At 34.9% G+C, this 17497-nt stretch carries 15 protein-coding genes; 12 read left to right on the forward strand and 3 right to left on the reverse strand.

The features are described from left to right. The first annotated feature begins 96 nt into the window (after positions 1-96). From Q4Q55_RS01025 to lysS, 8 genes are all read left to right on the forward strand, one after another. Positions 97-963: a LysR family transcriptional regulator gene (locus Q4Q55_RS01025; protein ID WP_303370963.1), complete on the forward strand. Its 867-nt coding sequence runs from the start codon at positions 97-99 to the stop codon at positions 961-963. Between the two features lie 156 nt (positions 964-1119). Next, positions 1120-2034, forward strand: a complete 915-nt coding sequence (locus Q4Q55_RS01030; protein WP_303370964.1) for a carbohydrate kinase family protein — start codon at positions 1120-1122, stop codon at positions 2032-2034. Positions 2035-2279: 245 nt separating this feature from the next. Further along, positions 2280-3578 (forward strand): phosphomethylpyrimidine synthase, encoded by a 1299-nt coding sequence (gene thiC, locus Q4Q55_RS01035; protein ID WP_303370965.1) that lies wholly within the window; start codon positions 2280-2282, stop codon positions 3576-3578. Positions 3579-3858: 280 nt separating this feature from the next. Then, entirely contained in the window at positions 3859-4308 is a 450-nt protein-coding gene (locus tag Q4Q55_RS01040; protein ID WP_303370966.1) for a hypothetical protein, read from the forward strand. A gap of 5 nt (positions 4309-4313) precedes the next feature. Next, positions 4314-4979, forward strand: coding sequence for a hypothetical protein (locus tag Q4Q55_RS01045; protein ID WP_303370967.1), 666 nt, complete (start codon positions 4314-4316; stop codon positions 4977-4979). 18 nt (positions 4980-4997) lie between these two features. Next, complete coding sequence (locus Q4Q55_RS01050; protein ID WP_303370968.1) at positions 4998-5519, forward strand: hypothetical protein; 522 nt, start codon at positions 4998-5000, stop codon at positions 5517-5519. 122 nt (positions 5520-5641) lie between these two features. Continuing rightward, on the forward strand, positions 5642-6820 hold the full coding sequence (locus Q4Q55_RS01055) for a proteasome-activating nucleotidase (RefSeq protein WP_303370969.1): 1179 nt from the start codon (positions 5642-5644) through the stop codon (positions 6818-6820). Between the two features lie 93 nt (positions 6821-6913). Further along, the gene (gene lysS / locus Q4Q55_RS01060; RefSeq protein ID WP_303370970.1) at positions 6914-8497 is read left to right on the forward strand and encodes a lysine--tRNA ligase; all 1584 of its coding nucleotides are present in this window, start codon (positions 6914-6916) and stop codon (positions 8495-8497) included. Between the two features lie 27 nt (positions 8498-8524). On the opposite strand, the gene Q4Q55_RS01065 is transcribed toward lysS, so the two are convergent. The 3 genes from Q4Q55_RS01065 to Q4Q55_RS01075 are packed head-to-tail and all read right to left on the reverse strand — an operon-like array spanning position 8525 to position 10431. Next, a complete protein-coding gene (locus Q4Q55_RS01065; protein WP_303370971.1) occupies positions 8525-8902 on the reverse strand; it encodes a GNAT family N-acetyltransferase in 378 nt (125 codons plus the stop codon). Then, entirely contained in the window at positions 8902-9372 is a 471-nt protein-coding gene (locus Q4Q55_RS01070; RefSeq protein WP_303370972.1) for a nucleoside deaminase, read from the reverse strand. The genes Q4Q55_RS01065 and Q4Q55_RS01070 overlap by 1 nt, the downstream gene beginning before the upstream one ends. Positions 9373-9411: 39 nt before the next feature. After that, positions 9412-10431 (reverse strand): hypothetical protein, encoded by a 1020-nt coding sequence (locus tag Q4Q55_RS01075; protein WP_303370973.1) that lies wholly within the window; start codon positions 10429-10431, stop codon positions 9412-9414. Positions 10432-10634: 203 nt separating this feature from the next. Between Q4Q55_RS01075 and polC the strand changes: the two genes are divergently transcribed. The 4 genes from polC (at position 10635) to Q4Q55_RS01095 (ending at position 17378) form a co-directional block, all read left to right on the forward strand. Continuing rightward, on the forward strand, positions 10635-13934 hold the full coding sequence (gene polC, locus Q4Q55_RS01080; protein WP_303370974.1) for a DNA polymerase II large subunit: 3300 nt from the start codon (positions 10635-10637) through the stop codon (positions 13932-13934). Positions 13935-14140: 206 nt separating this feature from the next. Further along, on the forward strand, positions 14141-16471 hold the full coding sequence (gene nrdD, locus Q4Q55_RS01085) for an anaerobic ribonucleoside-triphosphate reductase (protein ID WP_303370975.1): 2331 nt from the start codon (positions 14141-14143) through the stop codon (positions 16469-16471). A 263-nt stretch (positions 16472-16734) separates the two neighbouring features. Beyond that, the gene (locus Q4Q55_RS01090) at positions 16735-17025 is read left to right on the forward strand and encodes a 50S ribosomal protein L21e (protein WP_294999928.1); all 291 of its coding nucleotides are present in this window, start codon (positions 16735-16737) and stop codon (positions 17023-17025) included. Positions 17026-17030: 5 nt separating this feature from the next. Further along, entirely contained in the window at positions 17031-17378 is a 348-nt protein-coding gene (locus Q4Q55_RS01095) for an RNA polymerase Rpb4 family protein (protein WP_303370976.1), read from the forward strand. Positions 17379-17497 lie beyond the last annotated feature (119 nt).

Raw genomic sequence — 17497 nt, forward strand, 5'->3', positions numbered from 1 at the left:
TTTTTAATATATGTAAACAATTTTATAAATAATTATTCATGTAAAAAATATAATTCAAAAATTATTTTTTATGCGTTCTATAAATATAGAAATAGTATGAATCTTAAAAGCAAAGGGCTGATAAGTCTGGATATTGATGGAAAGATATATGATTATAAATTGTTTGAAAGTTTAGAATCATTAGTTAGGACAAAATCCCAAAGAAAATCTGCAAAAGAGTTAAACATCTCACATACTGTTTTTAACAGAAGATTGCTTAAAGCCGAAGACAAATTAGGTTTAAAGCTTACCGAAAAAGTTGGTAATGGCACCCGATTAACACAGGACGGTATTGACCTGCTTAATGAGTTTAGAAAATACGATATCCAAATTCAAAAAACATCAAACATCAATATTGCCGGAGGCCACATCAGTTCCGGGCTTTTGGAAAGCATTTCACATCCATTTAATGTCAATGTATACAGCAGCAGCGACAGGGATGCATTTGATCTTGCAAAAAGAGGTGCTGTAGATATTTTAACCCTTGATGACCCTTTACTTGCCTATGAATTAAACATTGATTTTACACCAATTGCCTACGATTACCTTGTTTTGATTTCAAGCCCCGATGCTGAAGAGATTAAAAGCATTAATGATTTGGAAGGCCTTGAATTTGTAAATGTTGAAGGTTCAGCTCAAAGACTTGCCTGGAACAGTTTAGAACACTATGATATTGATTACAGCTTAAAATATACTGTAAATTCACAATTTGATGCCTTCAAACTAGTTAAAAATTCCAATAATCTACATAGCTTCTTGAATGCCAGTTATTTTAAAGGAAATGAAATTTTAAAATTCGATACAAGACATGTTATCAGCATCATTAAAGTTAACGAAGATAAGCCAAAAGTAGATGAATTCATTGAATTTTTATTGAATGACGGTCAAAAAAGCATTGAAAACCAAGGTTTTACATTAATGTAATAGTTTTCAAATGCTCTCAGAAAAAAGGGATTATATATTATATATAAAACTATCACTTACCCGTGGTGACTTTGTGCAAAATCATACATATGATTTGTCAAAACATTAAATAATGATAAGAACAAATATTAAAATGAAATATTAAAAGGCGATATTATGGCAAAAAACAGAGATTTACTAGCAATTGGCCACTCTGCTCATGATTATATAATAAGAGTGCCTGAATTTCCAAAAGCGAACTTTTCAGCTCCCATCACCAACATGAAAACATTTAATGGTGGAGCAGCTGCGAATGTAGCTTGTGTTGGAGCAAACTTAGGACTAAAAACTTCATTGGTATCCGCCGTTGGTGGAGACTTCAAAAAAACTGAATATTATGAACATATGCAAAATTTAGGCATCGACACCGAAAATCTAATTATTGTTCCAGGTGAAGCGACACCTACAGCATTCGTTTTAACCGATGATAATGAAGACCAGATTAGTTACTTTTATTGGGGAGCTGCCCGTGAATTTGCAGAAAGTAAAGTACCGATATCTGCAATAAAAAATGCTGAAGCAGTTCATTTGGCTACTGGAGACCCTAACTTTAACTGGAAATGCTCTGAAGAAGCTAAAAATGAAGACTTATTAGTTTCATTTGATCCTGGACAAGACCTTGGAATGTACGACACTAAAAAATTAAAAGACGTTATCGAAAATACTACAATACTTTTCGGAAACCATCATGAAATTGAAAGGATTTTGGATGCCCTTGAAATTGACCTTGACGGTTTAAGAGAATTAGGTCCGAAAATAATCGTCAAGACCTGCGGTGCAAACGGCAGTGAAATCTATTCAAGCGAAGAGAAAATCAAAATCGATGCAATAACTAGAGAAGCTGTTGACCCTACCGGTGCCGGAGACTCATACAGGGCAGGATTTTTATCAAGATTCTTGAATGGTGCATCTTTAGAAGAATCCGCCAAATTTGCATCTTCCGTTTCATCATTTATTGTAGAGCACCAAGGTTGCCAAACCAATATGCCTAGTTTTGATGATGCGTTTGAAAGAATGAATGAATTCTATTAATTTCATTCTTTTTACTATTTTTTAAAGTACACTTTATTTTTCTCAATAGTGCTTTAATTTTAATATAAAAAATGAACCTAACTTATTTTCTAAAATAAACTTTATATATTTAAAATTATATAAAATTAAAAATAATCCTATTAATTTAAATAGTATTAAATAAAAATAACAGATTATCAATTAGATATGAGAAAAAATTAAATTAAATTTGACTGTTATAAATCTTAATTGAGGGATGATTTAAGATGACACAAATTAGTGATGCAAAAAAAGGTATTTTAACCGATGAGATGAAACATGTAGCGGAAATAGAAAATGTTTCAGAAGATTTTATTTTAAGATCAGTGGCTGAAGGTACTATCGTAATACCTAGCAATGTAAACAGAGATATTGAAGCATCAGGTATTGGTGCAGGGCTCAGAACCAAAGTAAATGCAACTGTAGGTACTTCAACTGATATTGTAAACTTTGATGAAGAAGTTTTAAAAGCACAAATTGCAATCGACAATGGTGCAGACTGTTTAATGGAATTAAGTATCGGCGGAGACTTAGACGTAATCAGAAACAGAGTTTTGGATATGTCTCCATTGCCAGTGGGTTCCGTGCCGGTTTATCAGGCAGCTATTGAAAGTATCAGAAGAGACGGTTCCGTAATTTACATGACTGAAGATGATTTATTTAACACCATCGAAAAGCAGGCAAAAGATGGTATTGACTTTATGGCAGTCCACAGTAGTATCAACATTGAAACCTTAACAAGACTCAAAAGACAGGGCCGTGTAACCGGACTTGTTTCAAGAGGAGGTTCATTCATGTCAGGATGGATTGTCGAAAACGAAAAGGAAAATCCTTTGTATGCAAACTTCGATTACGTTTTAGAAATTGCCAAAGAACATGATGTTGTTCTTTCACTTGCAAACGGTATGAGAGCAGGATCTATCGCAGACTCAACAGACAGGGCTCAAATACAAGAATTGATCATCTTAGGAGAATTAATTGATAGATCCCGTGAAGCCGGAGTACAATGTATGATTGAAGGGCCGGGACACATTCCAATCAACGAAATTCCAACAAACGTAATGATACAAAAGAAAATGTGTTCCAATGCTCCTTTCTACATGCTCGGACCTATTGTATGTGACGTGGCACCGGGTTATGACCACATCGTATCTGCAATCGGTGCAGCATCCTCTGCAAAAGCAGGAGCAGACTTCATCTGTTACGTAACTCCTGCAGAACACTTGGCTTTACCTAACCCTGATGATGTAAAAGAAGGTGTTATTGCAACCAAAATAGGGGCTTATGCTGGAGACCTTGCAAGCGGCCAAATTGACGGTTCACAGGACTTGGCTATGGCTCAGGCAAGGAAAAATCTCGATTGGGAAGCACAATATGCATGTGCAATGTTCCCGGAAGCTGCACGTGCAAAAAGAGATCAAAGACCTCCTGAAGAAGAAGACACATGTACAATGTGCGGTAACTTCTGTGCAGTGAAAATCGTTAACGAATGGTTGGATCAATCCGATTCCGACCTGATTAAATAGATACTCTTATCTATTTAACTTCTTTTTTTATTCTTTTTTTTCAATACAATTTTTTAAAGTGGCAACAATTTTACCAAATGACTTCAATTTTACCATAAAGTTGTAATATTAACTTATAATCCATATGCAACAACGTATGGTTCTTATTTTTCAAAATATTTATATATGATGTGAGTCATAATGATATCCAACCAAAATTAAGGTGAAAATTATGTATAGCAATATTGATGCAAAACCGACCATTGTTTATGACCCAAAAATCTTAACTAAAATAAAAGAAATGATAACAGAAGGATTTGAAAAACTTAAAACACTACTCAAATCAAAATCCAAATCTGATTTTGAAATTTATTATGAATTAGATAAAAATTTTAATAATATAGCATTAAAACTAGAAAAATATGAAATTTTACATGAGGAATTGGATTATTTCCTATTAACTTCAGACAAAATATTATATATTGTTTATAAAAATTGTGAAAACAATTCATTTGGTCATTATGAGTTCGCATTAGATTTATTCGACTTTTTCATCGATATATGGAATGCAAAACTCGATTTACTTAATAATTTTTCAACTTCAGAAATCGAAAAGCATGAAAAATTAAAAGAGGAATTTGACAAAAAATATTTTGAATTTAACAAAAAATTTCACACTGCAATTTATGAGCCTAGCGATAGCTACTGTGAAAAAGAAATTTATAAAATAATGAAATCAATGAGGAAATGATATAAATGAGTTTTTTCATTGATACAAATATGGCCATTGGCTACAGTGTTGTACACGACAAATGGCACGATAATGCAGTTAAATTTATTTGTGAAACTGAAGAGGATATTTTTTGGTCGAATCTAGTTCAAAAGGAATATTGTAAAAAACTTGGAAAGATCATATCTATTGTTGAAAGATTTTTAAAAAGGGCGAACCTCCTTTTAAAAAATAATGAAACTAGCTTTACTAATTACAAAGAATTTGAAAATTTCATTTTGAAAGAAACAAAAGACATTCCTCTTGATAAAAACAAAAAAATAACAATTTTAGAAAACTTCTGGTGGGAATTTGATTTTTGCTACGAAGTTCCTCAAATACTTTTTGAAAAATTTAATGATTATTATGATGGATTTCAAAATGTCTATTTCACACGGAACAGCAAATTAGAAAACATGATTAAACTTCATGATTGCGGCATAGATAACTATTTAAGATATTTGGATTATGCAAACAAATTATTTGAATGGGGAATTCACTCTCCGGACTGTAAAATAGTCACTGATGCCCACGACTGTGGACTAAAACACGACAAACTGGTTTTTGTTTCAACCGATGAGAAAATGATAAATAACATTTCAAGACACAACCATTCATTTTTAAGCATAATTGAATTTAGGTCTTGCAATTAACTCCCTTTGGAGGGTTTTATGGATTCAAACAACAATATCATCCTTGAATGCAACCGGCACAGAATTTCAGAAATTGAAGAATTGTCAAATGACGGATTTGAAAAACTTAAGTCAAGTATTGAAAAATCAAGCAGAACAACAGCCAATCCAAATTTTGAATTATATGGCGAATTAAATCAAACATTTTACGAAATATCACTCAAATTAAAAGAATTGAAATTATATAGTGAACATTACTATTTTGTTTCAATCAAAGATTACATATTATACATTGCTCGCCAAAATTCCGTTGATTCAACATTTGGGCATTGTAATTTCGCTCTTGAATTATTGGACTTTTTCATGGAATTATTTAAGAGCAATTTAAAGTTCTATGACTCAAAAATAGAAACTTGTGATGAGTTTAAAAGATTGCAAAAAAAATTTAAAGAAAGATATTGGGACTATAGATGCATCTTTTATAGCGACATTTATCATCCTAGCGGGGATTTCACTGAAGAAGAAATGTATGAACTCCATAAAAGTTTAAGGGATATATGAATTACTTGATGATAACCTCCCCATGGGATACATTTTCTCCTATAATAAAAAATAGCATATAATCCAACTAACAGAATACATCATAATTAAAAATTAACGTTGTTAATGTTAGGGGGAATCATATGGAATCTCTAGATAATGCTTCAAAAGAGGAATTACTTGAAACAATCGAATCATTAAAAGAGGAAAACTCAAAAATAGACGATTTGACTCAAAAACTAAGGGAACTTGAAGGTGAACAGCTGAAATCAAGCGTCAGCAATCGCCAGCTTGAAGGAAAAATAAAAGAGCTTAAAGGCGAAATCAACTCATTTAAAAAGACTCCTTTGGTTCTTGCAACCGTGACTGAAGTCTTTGACGACACCAAAATCGGAATCCAGGGCGCTGTGGGCCATGAGTTTCTTGTGACATGTCCAGGTTCAATCAACAGGGCCCTACTTGAACCGGGTGCCAGAGTGGCCCTGAATCAGAATAATCTGACAGTCGTCAATGTATTTCCTACAAAAAAGGACAAGAATGTCGCCGCAATGGAAATAGATGAAAAGCCTGAAACCACATATGCAGACATCGGAGGGCTTGACCCGCAGATTACCGAAGTCAAGGAAACCGTTGAGCTTCCAATCAAAAATCCGGAGCTTTTCAAGGAAATCGGAATCGACCCTCCAAAGGGAATTTTGCTTTACGGACCGCCGGGAACCGGAAAGACCCTGCTTGCAAAGGCTGTGGCAAATGAAACCAATGCAACATTCATTAAAATCGTAGCTTCCGAATTTGTAAACAAATACCTTGGAGAAGGTTCAAGAATAGTTCGTGATGTCTTTGACCTTGCAAAGGAAAAGACACCTGCAATAATATTCATTGACGAAATCGATGCAATCGGAACAAAAAGGGTTGGAAGCAGCGAAGGTGCCGACAGGGAAGTTCAAAGAACCCTGATGCAGCTCCTGGCAGAGCTTGACGGATTCGATTCAAGAGGAGATGTTGGAATTATCGGAGCCACCAACAGACCGGACATTTTGGATGAAGCCCTTTTAAGACCAGGCAGATTTGATAGGACAATTGAAGTTCCGAATCCTGTAAAGGAAAGCAGGCAAAAAATCCTTGAAATACACACGTCCAAAATGAAGATTGACGAGGAAATCGACTTTGACACAATTAGCGATTTGACAGAAGGTCTTTCAGGCGCTGATTTGAAGGCAGTATGTACCGAAGCCGGAATGTTTGCAATAAGGTCCGAGAGAAAGAAAGTCATCTCCAAAGATTTCCTTGATGCAATCGACAAAATAATGGACAACATTTAGATTGGTTTTAAACCAATCTTTTTATATTAATAACAACAAAAATAATCCCATACTTATTTTATGATAATTTTTTTATTAAAATGGTGAATATAGATGACACACTGGATTGAAAACATAGCTAATGAATTAAGTAAAATGGATGTAGAAGAACACATCATTGCAAGTGGAACCTCCATTTCAGGTTCAATACACATTGGAAACTCATGTGACATATTTGTAGCTAACGGAATCGGAAAAAAATTAAGAGAAAAAGGAAAAAAAGCCAAAACAATATGGATTGCAGATGACCACGACCCATTAAGAAAAGTTCCATATCCATTGCCAGAATCCTACGACAAATACCTTGGAATGCCTTACTCAATGATCCCATGTCCTGACGGATGCTGCGCCAACTTCGTTGAGCACTTCGAAAAACCTTTACTTTCTGTTATGGACAACTACGGAATAGAAATGGAAACCAAATCCGGTTTTGAAATGTACAAATCCGGAGTTTATAACGATTACATCAGAACTTCACTTGAAAAAGTTGAAGAGATTAAAGAAATCTTCAACCAATACAGAAGAGAACCTTTGGCTGATGATTGGCTTCCTTACAACCCGATTTGTGATGAATGCGGACGTGTGAACACCACTTATGCTTACGATTACGATGGAGACATCATAAAATACAGATGTGAATGCGGCCACGAAGGTGAAATGGACATCAAATCCGGAAACGGTAAACTCACCTGGAGAGTGGAATGGGCTGCAAGATGGAAAATATTCGGAACCACATGCGAACCTTTCGGAAAAGACCACGCAGCAAGCGGAGGATCATACGACGTAAGTAGCGTAATATCTGAGAAAATCTTTGATTATCCTGCACCTTACCCAGTACCATACGAATGGATTACACTAGATGGCGAAGCAATGAGTAAATCCCATGGAGTGTTTTTCGCACCTGAAGAATGGCTGAAAATCGGACCTGCTGAAAGTCTCCACTATTACCTGTTCAGATCAAAACCAATGAAGGCAAAAGATTTCTCACCAAAAATGCCTTTCCTTGACTTTATTGACCAGTTCGATACTGTGGAAAAAGTGTTCTACGATGAAGTGGAAGCTCCATCTGAAAAAGAAGCTAGAAAATTCAAGGAAATCTATGAAATAGTTCAAATCAATGAAGGCAGTCCTTTGCCTTTCAGACCGCCGTTCAGATTCCTGGTTAATGCTTATCAGATTGCTGGAGACGACCTTGAAAAAATATTTTCAATATTAAAGAAAAACTCACAATTAACCAAAAGCTTTAAAGACAAAGAATTCGGTGATTTGACTGATTTGGAAATGGCCCAATACCGTGAAAGGGTTGACAATGTAATCTACTGGTTGGACACTTACGCCCCTAAATTCGTTAAATTCCAAGTACAAGAAAAGAATATTCCAAAATTACCATTAACCGACGATCAAACTAAATTCCTAGGTGATTTAGCTGATTTAATGGAAAACACTGAATTCACTGACGCAACAGAATTGCATGATGCGATGTATGAAATCCTGGAATCTCAAGGCTTGAAACCGCAGAAAGGTTTCCAAGCAATCTATAAAATGATTCTCGGTCAAAAACAAGGCCCTAGGGCAGCATCATTTTTATTAAGTCTTGATAAGGACTTTGTTGTAAAAAGATTAAGACAGGAAGCTTAATCTTTTAACTTTTTATTTTTTAAAAAATTAAATTAAACTTTTAAACTCTTTTTTCATCAGCAAATCATCTACAAAAGAGTAGTCTAGTTTTTCAAATATTTCAACAAGAATATCTTCAGTTGAATCGAAACTAACATAAACATTTTTGAATTCATAATCAATAGCAATTTTTTCAAGTTGTCTTATTAACTTATAAGCTATTCTTTCACGGTCATCATAGGAATTTAAGAATAAAGTTGTAATCTCACAGGAATCTTCATCATATACTTTAAAACTGCTGCATCCTACAATTTTGCCAAAATTATCTAAAAGCAGTACTACCTGAGGTTCTTCGACTAAACAACCAAATGATTTGCAGAATTTTTTAAAACGTTCATCTCGTTCATCAGTTACAATTATCTCCATTATTTTACCTCCGTTGTGTTTCCAACTTTTTCAAGTTCTTTTTCCCAAACACTAGGATTGTTACAAGCAAATTTTAAAAATAAATCCCTACATCTACTATCATTTAAAACAACAACTTCAACATCATTACATTTAAGCAAGTTTTCAGCTCCAAGTAATGTGGTATTCTCACCAATCACAACACGAGGTATATTGTACAGTATCACTGCGCCAGAACACATCGGACATGGTGAAAGGGTAGTGTATAATGTGCATTTTATATAATCTTCATAATTCAAGCGACCTGCATTTTCAATTGCATCCATTTCAGCATGCAAAACTACAGAGTCCTCCTGAATTAATCTATTGTGTCCTCTCGAAATTATTTCCCCATCTTTAACCAGAACTGCTCCAATTGGAATTCCATCTTCCATTAAGGATTTTTCAGCTTCCCTAATAGCTTCATTCATAAAATAAGTATCGTCAGTCATTTTAAAAAAAAAGTAAAGTTAATAGATGAAATCAATCATCTATTTAAATCTGTTGAATAATCCTTTATTGGATTCTTTTTCTAAAGCCTCTTCGAGTTTGGCTATTTGTTTTCTTAAATCAGAAATTGTTTTATTAGACTCATTAGCTAATTTGTCGTAGCTGCTTTCTTTAGCTTTCAGTTGAGCGCTAATTAAAGAGTTTTCTTCTTTAAGTTTAGCGATTGTATGTTTGTTTTTCCTATCAACTTCCTCTTTATAATCGCCAATTTCAATCAAGTCATTTCTTAAATCGATGATTTCATCACTGAGCTTATTATTTTCATCTTTGGATTTATTTAATTTATCATTGACTTCTTTAAGCTCATTACGTAATTTCTGATTCATTTCTTTTAAATGATTAAGTTCAGATAGGTCAATTGAATCTATCTCTTTTTTCAAATCATCAATTTTAGCTTCGTAGTCTTCTTTAATAGTATCGAGTTCAGATTCTAATTTATCTGCTCTTACCTTATTAACTGCACTTTCAGCGCCGATTTTTCCGATTTTATTACTTAAATCTGCACTGATATCCAATTGATCAAAGTATTTTCTAGTACTTTTTTCTAAAGCATCAGTTAATTCCATCTTAATGCTTTTTAATTCTGAATTTTCCTTTTTAAGTCTTGGAATGACTTTATTAGTTAAGTAATTTAGTTCACTGGATTGATTAGATAATTTCTCAGATTTTTCGGAAAGTTCTTTTTTCAAATTATCAACGATATTGTAATCGGTTGAAGCTTCAACATTTTCTTCAACAGACTTTTCGATTGTTTTAGGAACTTCCTCAACAACCTCTTCAGAAACATCCTCTTCAGCTTCCTCAACAGCAGGCTCAACAACCTCTTCAACAACTTCCTCAGAAGTGGTTTCTTCGATAGGAGCTTCCACAACAGGCTCATCTACTTTTTCAACAACAGGAACTTCTTCAGTTTCTTCTTTTTTAGATTTATTTTTAATTTTATCGAGATTTAAACTCATTTTAGTACCATACATGGCATTAATTGGTTTTTTATCAGACATTCATATCACCAAAATAGCAATAAAAATATATAATTCAACAACTAATTACTAAAATAAAACTTTCTTTTACAATCTATTTAAACATTATTAAAATTAATTTTCAACACTTACTTTGACTCATATTTTCACACTTGCAAATACTATTAATATTATGAAAATCAATAGTAATATACTGAATTAATTTTATAATTTGTGGCGATAAAATGGATTATTTTGACAGATTAGAAGCTGAAACCCATCACCTATACGAAATAGCCAATGAAGCTAGATCAAAAGGATTAGATGTTGAAACAAAGACTGAAGTACCTCTTGCAAAGGATTTAGCTGAAAGAGTTGAAGGGCTTGTCGGTCCTGAAGGCGTGGCTCAGCGTATTAAAGAATTAGAACAGGACATTACCAGAGAAGAAGTTGCCTTTGAAATAGCTGCCGAGATTGCATCAGGAAAGTTTGAACTCAAAGGTGAGAAGGCAGACTACAATGAGGAGCAAAGATGCGACCAGGGTCTTAGAACCGCACTAGCGATTCTGACTGAAGGAGTTGTGGCAGCACCTCTTGAGGGAATTTCTGCAGTAAAAATCAAGAATAATTTTGACGGAACAAAATACATCGGAGTTTACTTTGCGGGACCTATCAGAAGTGCTGGAGGAACAGCCGCTGCACTTGCAGTTCTTTTAGGAGATAAAATCAGACAAGCTATCAACATCGATGCATTCAAGCCTATCGATGATGAAATTGAAAGATACGTGGAGGAAGTTGAACTTTACGAATCTGAAGTTACAAACTTACAATACTCACCAACACCAGAAGAAGTGAGATTCGCTGCAAACAACATTCCTGTTGAAGTCACCGGAGAACAGACAGACAAAGTGGAAGTGTCACACAGAGATTTGGAGCGTGTCGAAACAAACAACATCCGTGGAGGAGCGCTTCTTGCGATGGTTGAAGGTGTAATCCAGAAATCAAAAAAGATTCATAAGATTTCCAAAAAATTAAATCTTAATTGGGAATGGCTTACAGAATACTCAAAACCCAAAAAGGATGATTCCGGAAGCGATGATTCCGGTGATTCCGATATTGTCAGTGAACCAAAATACATTCAGGATATTATCGGTGGAAGGCCTATTTTAGGCTATCCTTCTGAAAAGGGAGGATTCAGACTAAGATACGGAAGAAGCAGAAATACCGGTCTTGCAACAATGGGAGTTCATCCGGCAACCATGGCGCTGCTTGAATTTTTGGCTGTTGGAACACAGCTTAAAATTGAATATCCAGGAAAGGGTAACTGCGTTGTTCCGGTTGACTCAATTGAAGGTCCTACAGTTAAACTTAAGAACGGTGACGTTGTAGCCATCAACAGTATTCGCCAAGCCCGTGAGCTTAAGAAGGACGTTGTTGAAATACTGTTTTTAGGAGATATGCTTGTAGCATTCGGAGAATTTTTAAGAAACAACCAACCTTTATATCCTTCAGGATGGTGCGAGGAATGGTGGATTCAGTTACTGACCAGAAGCGAAAACTTTGATGAAAACAATAACGACCTTGACTTGCACAAGCTTGAATATGAATACCTGTCCTCAATAGAAGCATTCACATTATCTAAAAACTACAACATTCCACTTCATCCAAAATACACCTATTGCTATAACGATGTGACAATTCAAGATTTAAATGCCTTAATTGACCTAATAAATGAATGTAAATCCAGTTATAATCCTGAAGAAGGAATCAAATTAGATTTATCCTATCAAAAAAGAACATTGGAAATAATCGGTGTTCCGCATATTGTTCGTGACGGAAAAATAATCATTGACAATGACCATTCATACGCATTGCTTATCACACTATCCAAAAGACTGCCTCAAATGAAAACCACAATTGAGGCTGTAAATGCAGTGTCTCCAGTTGAAATTAAAAACAAAGCTCCGGCTTATATCGGTACCCGTGTAGGCAGGCCTGAAAAATCAAAAGAAAGACTTATGAAGCCAGCACCTCACGGATTGTTTCCGATTGGAAACTATGGAGGATCCAGAAGACTGGTGGCTACTGCAGCCAAAAAAGGAAAGATTAAAGTCGAACTGTCCAGAAGAAGATGTACAAATCCCGAATGTGGAATCAGCTCATTTAATTCCCTTTGCCCTAAATGTGGCCATCCAACTGAAATGAGCTCACCAAGTGCAAAAAATATTCCCCTTTCCAGCATGCTTAAAAAAGCATCCGATAATGTTAAAGTAAGAAGGGTTGATGAGGTGAAAGGAGTTGTAGGAATGATTTCTGAAGCTAAATTACCTGAACCTCTTGAAAAAGGAATATTAAGAGCTAAAAATGAAGTATTCACTTTTAAAGACGGTACCATACGTCATGATTCAACCGATTTGCCGTTGACCCATTTTATTCCAAAAGAGATAGGAGTTACAGTTGAAAAGCTCCTTGATATGGGTTATGAAAAGGACTGTTATGGAAATCCTATCGAAAGTGAAGATCAGATTATAGAGCTTAGGGTTCAGGACATTGTGATTTCAGACAACTGTGGAGAATATCTGCTCAGGACCGCCCAATTTATTGACGACGAACTTACCAGATATTACGGCATGGATGCCTTCTACAATGTTAAGGAAAAAAGTGATTTGATAGGGCATCTGGTTGCAGGTCTCGCACCCCACACATCCGCAGGAGTGCTTGGAAGGATTGTCGGATTTACAAAAGCATTGGGATGTTATGCACACCCGTACTTCCACTCAGCAAAACGTAGAAACTGTGATAGTGATGAGGATGCAATAATGTTGCTTTTGGATGCATTGATTAACTTTTCAAAAACATACTTGCCGAATACAAGAGGAGGAAGTATGGATGCTCCTTTGGTTTTATCTTCAAGAATTGATCCCGAAGAGATAGACGATGAATCTCACAACCTGGACATATTCGAAAGATTCCCTGTTGAATTTTATGAAGAAACATATACTCCCCACAAGCCCGCAGAGGTTTTGGAATATATTGACAATGTGGAAATGCATTTGGGAACTCCAAAGCAATATGAAGGGCTGATGTTTTCACACCACACCTCAAGCATTCATGCAGGGCCAACGGTGTGTTTGTACAAGAGATTGCCTTCAATGAAAGAAAAAGTCGAAGCCCAAATCAGTCTTGCTGAAACCATCCGGGCTGTTGACCAAAGGGGAGTTGTGGAGAAAGTATTGTCTTCACACTTTTTACCGGACATCATGGGTAACTCAAGGGCATTTTCCAAGCAAAAGGTCAGATGTACTAAATGCGGTGCAAAATATAGAAGAATGCCTCTTACCGGAAAATGTAAGTGTGGAGGCAATTTGATTTTATCCGTTTCAAAAGGATCTGTTACAAAGTATCTTGAAATTTCAAGGGATTTGGTTAACAGATATCCTGTTTCACATTATCTGGAGCAACGTTTGGAAATACAGGAATTTGGTATCAACTCGCTGTTTGAAAGTGATAAATCCAAACAAAGTTCTTTAGATATTTTCTTCTAAAGAACACATTACTTTTCTTTTGCTCTCGGACTTTTGATTTATATATTAAAATATATATTAAATTTCAGAGCGAACAATAAATGTTCGGCTCAAGACGAACAATTTATATATCAAAAAAGATAAAACACTTAATTAGAAAAAGTTCGTATAAATACGAACAATAATTATACAATTAAGTTCAATAGTATATTAGACTACAAAATAAGGTGGATAATAATATGGAAAGAAGTTCAGAAATCGGACATAATTTAAATGAATCCGTTAAAATAAACGTAGAGAAGAATAACGGAATTACAGAAAGATTCAGTTATGAAAAGCTAGTTAAATCATTAGTAATGGTTGAAACACCATTTTTTGAATCTGATAAGATTGTGGCAACTGTTGTATCACAATTATACGACGGAATTACAACCAAAGAAATCAAAAAAATAGTTTACGAATGCTTAGAAGACATTGATCCAGAAATCGCAAACAAATACTTGGCAAGCACCCAATTGAAAGTACGTACTTCCAGAGATACAATCGAAGCATTCGATTTATCAAAAATTGCAAATACCTTGATGGAAGAAACCGGTGCAAGTCAAGAAACCGCTTTTGAAATCGCTACCGAAACCTGGAAAGAACTCAAAAAGTTAAATGTAGAATACTTAACCGCACCTATGATCAGGGAAATGGTTAACACAAAATTAATCGAATACGGATTGGAAGATTTAAGAAGCCGTTACACCCGTTTAGGTATCCCTGTTTACAACATTACCTCCCTCATTGAAAATGGTAATAGAGATAACGCAAACATGATACACAACCCTGAAAGTATTCATAAACACGTAGCAGACGAAGCATTAAAACAATACGCATTATTAAAAATGCTCCCGGCACACTTGGCAGATGCACACATGGCCGGTGACATTCACATTCACGATTTAGAATTCTTCGCAGGAAGACCATTGAACTGTCTTCAACATGATATCAGAACTTTCATAAGATATGGACTTAAAGTAGACGGTACCGGTGACCACACTTCCATTGCAGGCGCACCAAATCACATGGAAACATTGATGAACCACACTGGTGAAATCATGCTTGCAGCACAACAGAACATGTCCGGAGGACAATCAATGTCCTTATGGAATGTGTTCGTTGCACCATTTGCAAGAGGAAGAAGCTATGAGGAAATCAAACAGGCTGTTCAAATGCTGGTTTACAACTTAAATATGGCTTATGCAGCACGTGGATCTCAAGTACCATTCACAAGTATGGCATTAGAATTCGGTGTCCCTGACTTCTTAAAAGATGAAACCGCATACGGACCAAAAGGTCAAGTAGTTGGAACCTATGCTGATTTTGAAGACGAAACCAGATTAATCCAAAGAGCATTCACTGAAACTTTACTTGAAGGAGACAATGAAGGCAAACCTCACTTATTCCCAAATACCATTTACACATTACGTAAAGAAACCATGACTAGCGAATATGAAGATGACCTTCGTTTAGTACATGAATTATCCGCAAAATACGGTTCATCTTACTTTGTAAACATGTTCCCTAAATACAGGGGAAAAATGGCAAACTACATGGGATGCAGAACCTGTTTACAAGATACCTGGACAGGTGACTGGGATCAAGACTGTTTAAGAACAGGTAACCTTGCATACGTTACCTTGAACTTCCCAAGAATCGGATACCAATCCAAAGACGAATCCCAAGTATTCGAATACTTGGATGAATACATGGATTTAGCAGTTGAAACCTTGATGCTAAGAAGAGAACAAGGACTAAAATGTTTAAACGATTTCCACATTTTACCATTCTTAAAACAAGACGTTGGTGGAGAATCCTACTACAGAATTGAAAATTCAACTTTATCATTCGGTTTCGTTGGACTTAACGAAATGTTATTATCCTTATTCGGAGAAGGTATTGAAAACAAAGATGCAAATAAATTTGGTGTAAAATGTCTTGAATATATTAACCAAAGAGCTGACGAATTGAAAAATGAAACTGGACTCAGATGGAGTGTTCTTCAAACTCCTGCAGAATCTACTGCATACAGATTTGCAACTCTCGATAAAAAACTATTCGGCGATCAGGCAATCGTTCAGGGTGAAGGTAATGCAAACTACTACACTAACTCTTCACATGTGCCAGTAGATACCGGAGCTTCATTAATTGAAAAAATTAAAATTGAAGAAAAATACCACAGCTTGACTCCTGGTGGACACATCTTCCATGCATTCATGGGAGAATCCTACTCAGATCCGGATTCATTAATGAGCTTAACCAATAAAATTGCTAAAAAATCCGATATCGGATTCTGGGCTTACAGCTCTGCATTAAGTTTCTGTCTTAAATGTAAAACCTTAATGAAAGGATTGAATACAACTTGCCCTACCTGTGGTGAAAAAGAAGATGTAGAATGGTATGACAGAATTACTGGATACGTACAACAAGTTGGACGTGCAAAATCCGCTTCCGGTGGATGGAACCCAGGTAAACGTCAAGAATTAATTGACAGAAGAAGATTTGAAGATAACTAAATTTTTAGTTATCTTATCCCACCTTATTTTTTTACACCCCAACCATTTCACTAAAAAAAATTCAAAATTCCAAAAATTTTTAAAAATTGCTGAAAAACTAAAAGTATATTAATAACATTAAACTTAAATTATATTATTATCATATCACTGGTGATAATTTATTATTTTCACATTCCATGTTACTAGTATTTATGGGCTTTTTAATACTAGGCAGCTGATAACATGGATTTATACCCAGACTAGAACTGATTAGAGGTTATATAATGCAAAGATCAAGAGGATTAAAAAGTAGATCAAGAAAAAAAATGACTAAAGTACAAAGGCCAGGTAGAACTAACCCGATTACAAACAGATTACAAAAATTTGAAGAAGGGGACTTAGTTCACATTACCATCAATCCAAGTATTCAAAAAGGGCAACCTGCTCCTAGATTCCATGGTAAAACTGGAAAAATCACTGGTCAAAAAGGAAAAGCTTACATCGTATCCTTAAAAGATGGAAACAAAGCTAAAGAATTAATTGTTAGACCAGACCACTTAAAATTACAAAACTGATTTCTATGATTGGAAAAGAAATAATTGAAAGTGAACCAATATCAAGCGCAGAAGTAAAAGAAATACTTGAAGAGTTTTCACAAGATAACGAGTTAAACTATGAACAGAACCTTACTTTAAACCATCTTTCAAGATTCAAAAAATACTCTGCAGAGGACAGCAAAGAAATTATGGAAAAACTTCATGAAACTTTTCCTAACTTAAGAACTAGAGTTATAGTTCACATAGTAGATTTAGTTCCTAAAGATTTAGCAGACTTAAGATTAATTTTTGCTAAAGAACCTACACAATTAGATAAAGAAGAAATGGAACAAATTTTAGAAATTTTAGAACAGTACAATATTGAAGAATAGTTCTAAAATTATTCTCTTTTTTTTATTTTTACATTTTTTACATTAATTGATAGCTTTTTTTAGATATGTTTATTACATTTAAAAATAAAATTTAATAATAAGTTTATCTATTGTCAATT

It is taken from the genome of Methanobrevibacter sp., from assembly GCF_030539555.1.
Taxonomy (GTDB): domain Archaea; phylum Methanobacteriota; class Methanobacteria; order Methanobacteriales; family Methanobacteriaceae; genus Methanocatella.

Coding starts and splice junctions, on each gene's coding strand:
- Q4Q55_RS01050 (WP_303370968.1), top strand. CDS start 4,998: ATGGATTCAAACAACAATATCATCCTTGAATGCAACCGGCACAGAATT.
- Q4Q55_RS01030 (WP_303370964.1), top strand. CDS start 1,120: ATGGCAAAAAACAGAGATTTACTAGCAATTGGCCACTCTGCTCATGAT.
- thiC (WP_303370965.1), top strand. CDS start 2,280: ATGACACAAATTAGTGATGCAAAAAAAGGTATTTTAACCGATGAGATG.
- Q4Q55_RS01065 (WP_303370971.1), bottom strand. CDS start 8,902: ATGGAGATAATTGTAACTGATGAACGAGATGAACGTTTTAAAAAATTC.
- polC (WP_303370974.1), top strand. CDS start 10,635: ATGGATTATTTTGACAGATTAGAAGCTGAAACCCATCACCTATACGAA.
- Q4Q55_RS01070 (WP_303370972.1), bottom strand. CDS start 9,372: ATGACTGACGATACTTATTTTATGAATGAAGCTATTAGGGAAGCTGAA.
- Q4Q55_RS01090 (WP_294999928.1), top strand. CDS start 16,735: ATGCAAAGATCAAGAGGATTAAAAAGTAGATCAAGAAAAAAAATGACT.
- Q4Q55_RS01095 (WP_303370976.1), top strand. CDS start 17,031: ATGATTGGAAAAGAAATAATTGAAAGTGAACCAATATCAAGCGCAGAA.
- Q4Q55_RS01075 (WP_303370973.1), bottom strand. CDS start 10,431: ATGTCTGATAAAAAACCAATTAATGCCATGTATGGTACTAAAATGAGT.
- Q4Q55_RS01040 (WP_303370966.1), top strand. CDS start 3,859: ATGATAACAGAAGGATTTGAAAAACTTAAAACACTACTCAAATCAAAA.
- Q4Q55_RS01055 (WP_303370969.1), top strand. CDS start 5,642: ATGGAATCTCTAGATAATGCTTCAAAAGAGGAATTACTTGAAACAATC.
- Q4Q55_RS01045 (WP_303370967.1), top strand. CDS start 4,314: ATGAGTTTTTTCATTGATACAAATATGGCCATTGGCTACAGTGTTGTA.
- lysS (WP_303370970.1), top strand. CDS start 6,914: ATGACACACTGGATTGAAAACATAGCTAATGAATTAAGTAAAATGGAT.
- Q4Q55_RS01025 (WP_303370963.1), top strand. CDS start 97: ATGAATCTTAAAAGCAAAGGGCTGATAAGTCTGGATATTGATGGAAAG.